Annotated in this window: 4 protein-coding genes and 1 tRNA gene; 1 reads left to right on the forward strand and 4 read right to left on the reverse strand. The window is 71.0% G+C overall.

Going from position 1 to position 6,518, the window contains the following annotated elements:
• Positions 1–430: 430 nt before the first annotated feature.
• The 4 genes from AOK00_RS14345 to AOK00_RS14360 all read right to left on the reverse strand — a co-directional run bounded on the left by AOK00_RS14345 (position 431) and on the right by AOK00_RS14360 (position 5,536).
• Complete coding sequence (locus tag AOK00_RS14345) at positions 431–1,276, reverse strand: DegV family protein (RefSeq protein ID WP_055600699.1); 846 nt, start codon at positions 1,274–1,276, stop codon at positions 431–433.
• A gap of 120 nt (positions 1,277–1,396) precedes the next feature.
• Positions 1,397–2,161, reverse strand: a complete 765-nt coding sequence (locus tag AOK00_RS14350; RefSeq protein ID WP_055600700.1) for a hypothetical protein — start codon at positions 2,159–2,161, stop codon at positions 1,397–1,399.
• A gap of 122 nt (positions 2,162–2,283) precedes the next feature.
• The gene (leuS, locus tag AOK00_RS14355; RefSeq protein ID WP_055600701.1) at positions 2,284–5,160 is read right to left on the reverse strand and encodes a leucine--tRNA ligase; all 2,877 of its coding nucleotides are present in this window, start codon (positions 5,158–5,160) and stop codon (positions 2,284–2,286) included.
• A 303-nt stretch (positions 5,161–5,463) separates the two neighbouring features.
• Positions 5,464–5,536, reverse strand: a tRNA-Ala gene (locus AOK00_RS14360).
• 121 nt (positions 5,537–5,657) lie between these two features.
• On the opposite strand from AOK00_RS14360, the gene AOK00_RS14365 reads away from it, so the two are divergent.
• The coding region (locus AOK00_RS14365) for a glycosyltransferase 87 family protein (RefSeq protein ID WP_159041761.1) at positions 5,658–6,518 on the forward strand (861 nt) is incomplete at its 3' end.

Consider the following 6,518-nt stretch of genomic DNA (forward strand, 5'->3'; position numbering starts at 1 on the left):
ATCCGGCGGCGGAGATCCCCGCCCCTCCGCCGCCGGATCCGCGCCCGCGTCCTCCGCCGCAGCCTCCTCATCGGCCGCCGCCGCTGCCGCTGCCGGGAACAGATCATCCCCTCGCCGCCGTACGACAGCCTCGGGAACGACGCCGACCCTCCTCACCCGGGTCCGCCTCCTCACCCGCCCGGGGGGCGCGCCACGCGCTCCGGGGCGGCTCCTCCCGTCGGAGCCCGGCGTCCTGCCGGGACCGCTGGTCGGAGCGCCCGTCGTGCCGAGAACGCCGGAGGTGGTCGATGAGATGCGTGTACGAAGAGTCATGCGGATGACGGTAGGAATCACCGCCGTCGTGTGCGGGACTCACCCACGTTCCGTGGACAGGGCCCGCGCTGTGGAAAACTCCGTCACTCCCCCGGGGGACGAACACCCCCGTGCGGACTCAGCGCGGCGAGACGACGACCGCGAGGAGCCCAGGCCCGGTGTGGGCGCCGATGACCGCTCCCACCTCGCTGACGTGCAGCTCCGCCACGCCCGGCACCCGCTCCTTGAGGCGGTCGGCGAGCGCGGCGGCCCGCTCGGGCGCGGAGAGATGGTGGACGGCGATGTCGACGGGGCCGGAGCCGGCGCGCTCCACGGCGATCTCCTCTAGCCGGGCGATGGCCTTCGAGGCCGTCCGCACCTTCTCCCGCAGCTCGATCCGTCCGCCGTCGAGTTCGAGGAGCGGCTTCACCGCGAGCGCGGAGCCGAGCAGCGCCTGCGCCGCCCCGATGCGCCCGCCACGGCGCAGATAGTCCAGGGTGTCGACGTAGAAGTAGGCGGAGGTGCCCGCAGCGCGCTTCTCGGCGGCCGCGACGGCCTCGTCGAGCGATCCGCCGGCCTCGGCGACCTGGGCCGCCGCGAGGGCGCAGAAGCCCAGGGCCATGCCCATCATGCGGGTGTCGACGACCCGTACGGGCACGGGAGCGTCCTTCGCGGCGAGCACGGCCGCGTCGTAGGTCCCGGAGACCTCGGCGGAGAGATGGAGGGAGACGACACCCTTCGCGCCGGCCGCCGCGGCCGCACGGTAGGCCTCGGCGAAGATCTCGGGGCTGGGCCGCGAGGTGGTGACGGCCCGCTTCTTCTGCAGGGCCTCGGCAAGTGTCTTGGCCGAGACCTCGGTGCCCTCCTCTAGGGCGCGGTCGCCGATGACGACGGTCAGTGGGACCGTGGTGATGGCGTGCCGCTCCCTGGTCTGGCGTGGCAGGTAGGCCGTGGAATCGGTGACGATCGCGACATGCCGGGACATGAGCGGGAGGTTACCCGCCGAGACCGGCGTGTGGCAGCCCGGCCCCCACCGTGAGCGCTCCGACACCACCGGGCGCCCGTCCCGCCCGGCGCCCCGGCCGGGCTTCCGCGCCGCGGTTCGTCAGGTGGTGGTCTCCGGGCGGGCCGACTTCTCCCAGGGGTAGGTGGTCAGCCGGGGGTCGGGCGCGGTGATCGCGGACGGCTCTCCGCCGGCCGCCGGCCGCGAGCTTCCGGAGGCGGCACCCTGGCCGCCCGGCACCGAGCTCCCGGAAGCCGCCCCAGGCCCCGTCTCCGAGGTCCCGGCGGCCCCCGGCGTACCGGAGGTGGTCTCCGGCCCCGTCGTCGTCCAGTGCCGCAGCGCACCCGCCTCGACGTCGATCTGCGCGCTGAGCGACGACAGATCGTCCTCGGCGAACCTGAGGGCCCGCTCCCGGGCGGCGCGGCGCAGGGCGTCGGCCGAGCTGGTGATGCGCTCGGTCCGCGCGGTGAGGTCGGCGAGCTGTCCGGCCACCCAGGCCCGGTCGGGCTCCCGCTCGATCCGCTTGAGGTCATCGTCCAGTTCGAGCCCGTGCGCGCTGAGCCGGTGGAACAGTTCCAGCGACTCCTTCAGCGATGCGTCCTCGCCGACCCCGGCCTGCAGCGCCTCCTGGGTGGCCCGCATCGAGGTGCGCAGCGAGAGCCGCAGTCGCGCCAGCTCGCCCGCCGTCCCGGCCTGACCGAAGCTCTTGGCGCGCAGCGTGGTGTCCTCGACGGTGCGCCGGGCCTGGTCGATCGTGCGGTCCACGCCGCGCTTGGCGGCCTTGACCGCCTTCACCGTGGCGTAGACCCCCAGCGCCACGAAGGACAAGAAGAGCAGCGCCATGATCGTGATAATCGCGGCTTCCATGTGCGCCCCTCCGGCGTCCGTCCGGTTCCCACGGATGTGGTTCCTCCACGGTAAACGGAACGGGCAGGCCAGGGGTTCCATCGGAACCCCCAACCTGCCCGTAGGGGAAATCCCTATGTGCGTCAGCCGGCGACGATGTTGACCAGCTTCGGCGCCCGCACGATCACCTTGCGGATCTCGGCTCCGCCCAGCGCGGCGACCACGTGCGGGTCGGCCAGCGCCAGCGTCTCGAGCTCCGCGTCGGTGATCGACGGTGAGACCTCCAGGCGGGCCTTGACCTTGCCCTTGATCTGCACGACGCAGGTCACGGTCTCGTCGACGACGTACGCGGGGTCGGCGACCGGGAAGCCCTGGTGGACCACCGAGTCGGTGTGGCCCAGCCTGCGCCACAGCTCCTCCGCGATGTGCGGGGCCAGCGGGGCGACCAGCAGGACCAGCTGCTCGGCGACCGACCGGGAGAGCGCGCCACCGGACTTCGTCAGGTGGTTGTTCAGCTCGGTGATCTTGGCGATGGCGGTGTTGAAGCGCATCGCGACCATGTCCTGGGCGACGCCGTCGATCGCCTTGTGCAGGGCGCGCAGCGTGTCCTCGTCGGCCGCGGTGTCGACGACGGTGACCTCACCGGTCGACTCGTCGACGATGTTGCGCCACAGCCGCTGCAGCAGCCTGTACTGGCCGATCACCGCGCGCGTGTCCCAGGGGCGCGACACGTCCAGCGGGCCCATCGCCATCTCGTACAGGCGCAGGGTGTCGGCGCCGTACTCGGAGCAGATCTCGTCCGGCGTCACGGCGTTCTTCAGGGACTTGCCCATCTTGCCCAGGACGCGGCTGACCTTCTCGCCCTGGTACCAGAAGCCGCCGTCGCGCTCCTCGACCTCGGCCGCCGGAACGGCGATCCCGCGTGCGTCGCGGTAGACGAAGGCCTGGATCATGCCCTGGTTGTAGAGCTTGTGGAACGGCTCGGCCGAGGAGATGTGGCCCAGGTCGAACAGCATCTTGGACCAGAAGCGCGCGTACAGCAGGTGCAGCACGGCGTGCTCGGCGCCGCCGACGTACAGGTCGACGCCACCGGTGGGCATGCCCTCGCGGGGGCCCATCCAGTACTGCTCGACGGCGGGGTCGACCAGCTGCTCGGAGTTGCGCGGGTCCAGGTAGCGCAGCTCGTACCAGCAGGAACCGGCCCAGTTGGGCATGGTGTTGGTCTCGCGGCGGTACTGGCGCGGACCGGCGCCGTCACCGAGGTCCAGGGTGACGTTGACCCAGTCCTCGTTGCGGGACAGCGGGGTCTCCGGCTGGGTGTCCGCGTCGTTCGGGTCGAAGGTGCGCGGCGAGTAGTCCTCGACCTCCGGCAGCTCCAGCGGCAGCATCGACTCGGGCAGCGAGTGGGCGACGCCGTCCTCGTCGTAGACGATCGGGAAGGGCTCGCCCCAGTAGCGCTGGCGGCTGAACAGCCAGTCGCGCAGGCGGAAGTTGACGGTGCCCTCGCCGATGCCGCGGTCGGCCAGCCAGGCGGTGATCCTCGCCTTGGCGTCGACGACGCCCAGGCCGTCGAGCGCCACGTCCTCGTTGGAGGAGTTGACCAGCTTGGCCTCGTACGAGGCGAAGGCGTCGTCCCAGGTCGAGGGGTCGGTGCCGCGCTCGTCGCTCGGCTCGACGACACAGCGCATCGGCAGCTCGAAGGCGCGCGCGAAGGCGAAGTCGCGGCTGTCGTGCGCGGGGACGGCCATGATGGCGCCGGTGCCGTAGCCCATCAGGACGTAGTCGGCGATGAAGACCGGGACCTGCTCGCCGCTGACCGGGTTGGTCGCGTACGCGCCGGTGAAGACGCCGGTCTTCTCCTTGGCGTCGGCCTGCCGCTCGACGTCGGACTTGGAGGCGGCCTGCTTGCGGTAGGCGTCGACGGCCTCGGACGGGGTGGCGTGTCCGCCGGTCCACACGTCGTGGGTGCCCTCGGGCCAGGTGGCCGGGACGATCTTCTCGACCAGGTCGTGCTCGGGCGCCAGGACCATGTAGGTGGCGCCGAACAGGGTGTCCTGGCGGGTGGTGAAGACGGTGATGGCACCGGTGTCGCCGACCTGGAAGTCGACGCGGGCGCCCTCGGAGCGGCCGATCCAGTTCCGCTGCTGCAGCTTGATGGCCTCGGGCCAGTCCAGCGCGTCCAGGTCGTCGAGCAGCCGGTCCGCGTAGGCGGTGATCCGCATGTTCCACTGGCGCAGCTTGGACTTGAAGACGGGGAAGTTGCCGCGCTCGGAGCGGCCGTCGGCGGTGACCTCCTCGTTGGCCAGGACCGTGCCCAGGCCGGGGCACCAGTTGACGGGCGCGTCGGAGGCGTAGGCCAGGCGGTACTCGCCCAGGACGTCGGAGCGCTCGGCGGCGGTCAGCTCGCTCCACGCGCGCGTGGTGCCGGGAACCTCACGCGTGCCGTTCTCGAACTGCGCGATCAGCTCGGCGATCGGACGGGCCTTGCCGGCCTCGTCGTCGTACCAGGAGTTGAAGATCTGCAGGAAGATCCACTGGGTCCACTTGTAGTACTCGGGGTCGATCGTGGCGAACGACCGGCGCTTGTCGTGGCCCAGGCCCAGCCGGCGCAGCTGGACCTTCATGTTCTCCATGTTGGCCTCGGTGGACACACGCGGGTGCGTGCCCGTCTGCACGGCGTACTGCTCGGCCGGCAGGCCGAAGGCGTCGAAGCCGAGGGTGTGCAGCACGTTGTGGCCGGTCATGCGCGCGTGGCGGGCGAAGACGTCCGTGGCGATGTAGCCGAGCGGGTGGCCGACGTGCAGGCCCGCACCCGAGGGGTACGGGAACATGTCCATGATGAACTTCTTGGGCCGGGCGGCGATCGCGGGGTCGCCCGCCAGGTCACCGGTGGGGTTCGGGGCCTCGTACGTGCCCTCGGCGTCCCAGAAGTCCTGCCAGCGTGCCTCGATGTCGGCGGCCATGGCCGCCGTGTAGCGATGCGGGGCCGCCGTCTCGGCGGCCGTATTGATCTCGGTCATGGTCCTTGAAGCTCCATCGATCGTCTCTGCCCACTGCCACGGACTGCCGTGAAATGAAAAAACCCCTCGCACAGGAGGGGACGCCGCGCCGACTCCGGCGGATGTCTGTCATCCGCCGGGACTGATCAGCGCGGCTCGGTAAGCAGAAGGCGTACGGCACGCATGGCGCCAGGGTACCGCAGGGCCCGAGCGGGCCGCACCGACGTTTCACGGAGCGGAGCCGCAGCGGGTGAGGCCGGACAACGGAGAAGCGGCACGACGAAGAAGCGGGCCACCCGATCCGGGTGACCCGCTTCTTTTCTGTGGAGCTAAGGAGAATTGAACTCCTGACCTCCTGCATGCCATGCAGGCGCTCTACCAACTGAGCTATAGCCCCTTGCTTTCCGTCTCCGTTTCGGTTTCCCTCGCGGCGACAGACAGAACATTAACCGGCTCCCCGGCAGATCTCCAAATCGATTCTCCGGGCCCTCCTGACCTGCCGGGTAGGGTCGCCGACTGTGTCCGTCTCCGTGCTCTCCAAGACCCGCGCCCGGCCCTGGCCCCTGGCCACCGCCGCGGCGATCTGCCTGCTCTCGTTCGTGGCCTTCTGGGTGGCGCAACGCCTCGCCCACGTGAACATGCTCGACGTGATGGTCTACCGGGCCGAGGGCGAGACGGTCAGGGCGGGCGGCGACCTGTACGCGATGCGCGCGACCTCGGCGAACCTCGGCATGACCTACCCGCCCTTCGCGGCCCTGCTGTTCGTCCCGCTCACCCTGGTGAGCGTGCCCGTGATGCGGACGCTGGCCACCGCGGGGAACCTGCTCCTGGTGGTCGCGCTGGTGCAGCTGTCGCTCCAGCTGGTCCGCCCGTCGCTGTCGCGCACGGACCTGTGGCGTACGACACTGTGGGTCGCCGCGGTGGTGGTCTGGTGCGAGCCGGTGTGGACGACCCTGCGGTACGGCCAGATCAACCTGCTCATAGCGGTGGCGGTGCTCTGGGACCTCACCCGGCGCCGGGACAGCCGCTGGGCCGGTCTGGGCATCGGCCTGGCCACCGCGGTGAAGCTCACACCGGGGCTCTTCGTGGTCCTGCTGCTCGTCGCGGGCGTACTGCTGTGGCGCCGGGACCGGAGCTGGAACACCTGGCTGCGCACGGCGGTGACGGCGACCGGGGTGTTCCTGGGGACGACGCTGGCCGTGGCGCTCGTGCTGCCGGCGGACTCGAAGCGGTTCTGGACGGAGACGCTGTTCGAGACCGGCCGGGTGGGATTCGCCGAGGAGACCGCCAACCAGTCGATCCGCGGGGTCCTGGCCCGGCTGATGCACACCGACGATCCGGGCATGTGGTGGGCGGTGACCGCGGCCCTTCTGGGCGGC

Source organism: Streptomyces aureus (genome assembly GCF_001418135.1).
In the GTDB taxonomy this organism is placed as follows: domain Bacteria; phylum Actinomycetota; class Actinomycetes; order Streptomycetales; family Streptomycetaceae; genus Streptomyces; species Streptomyces aureus_A.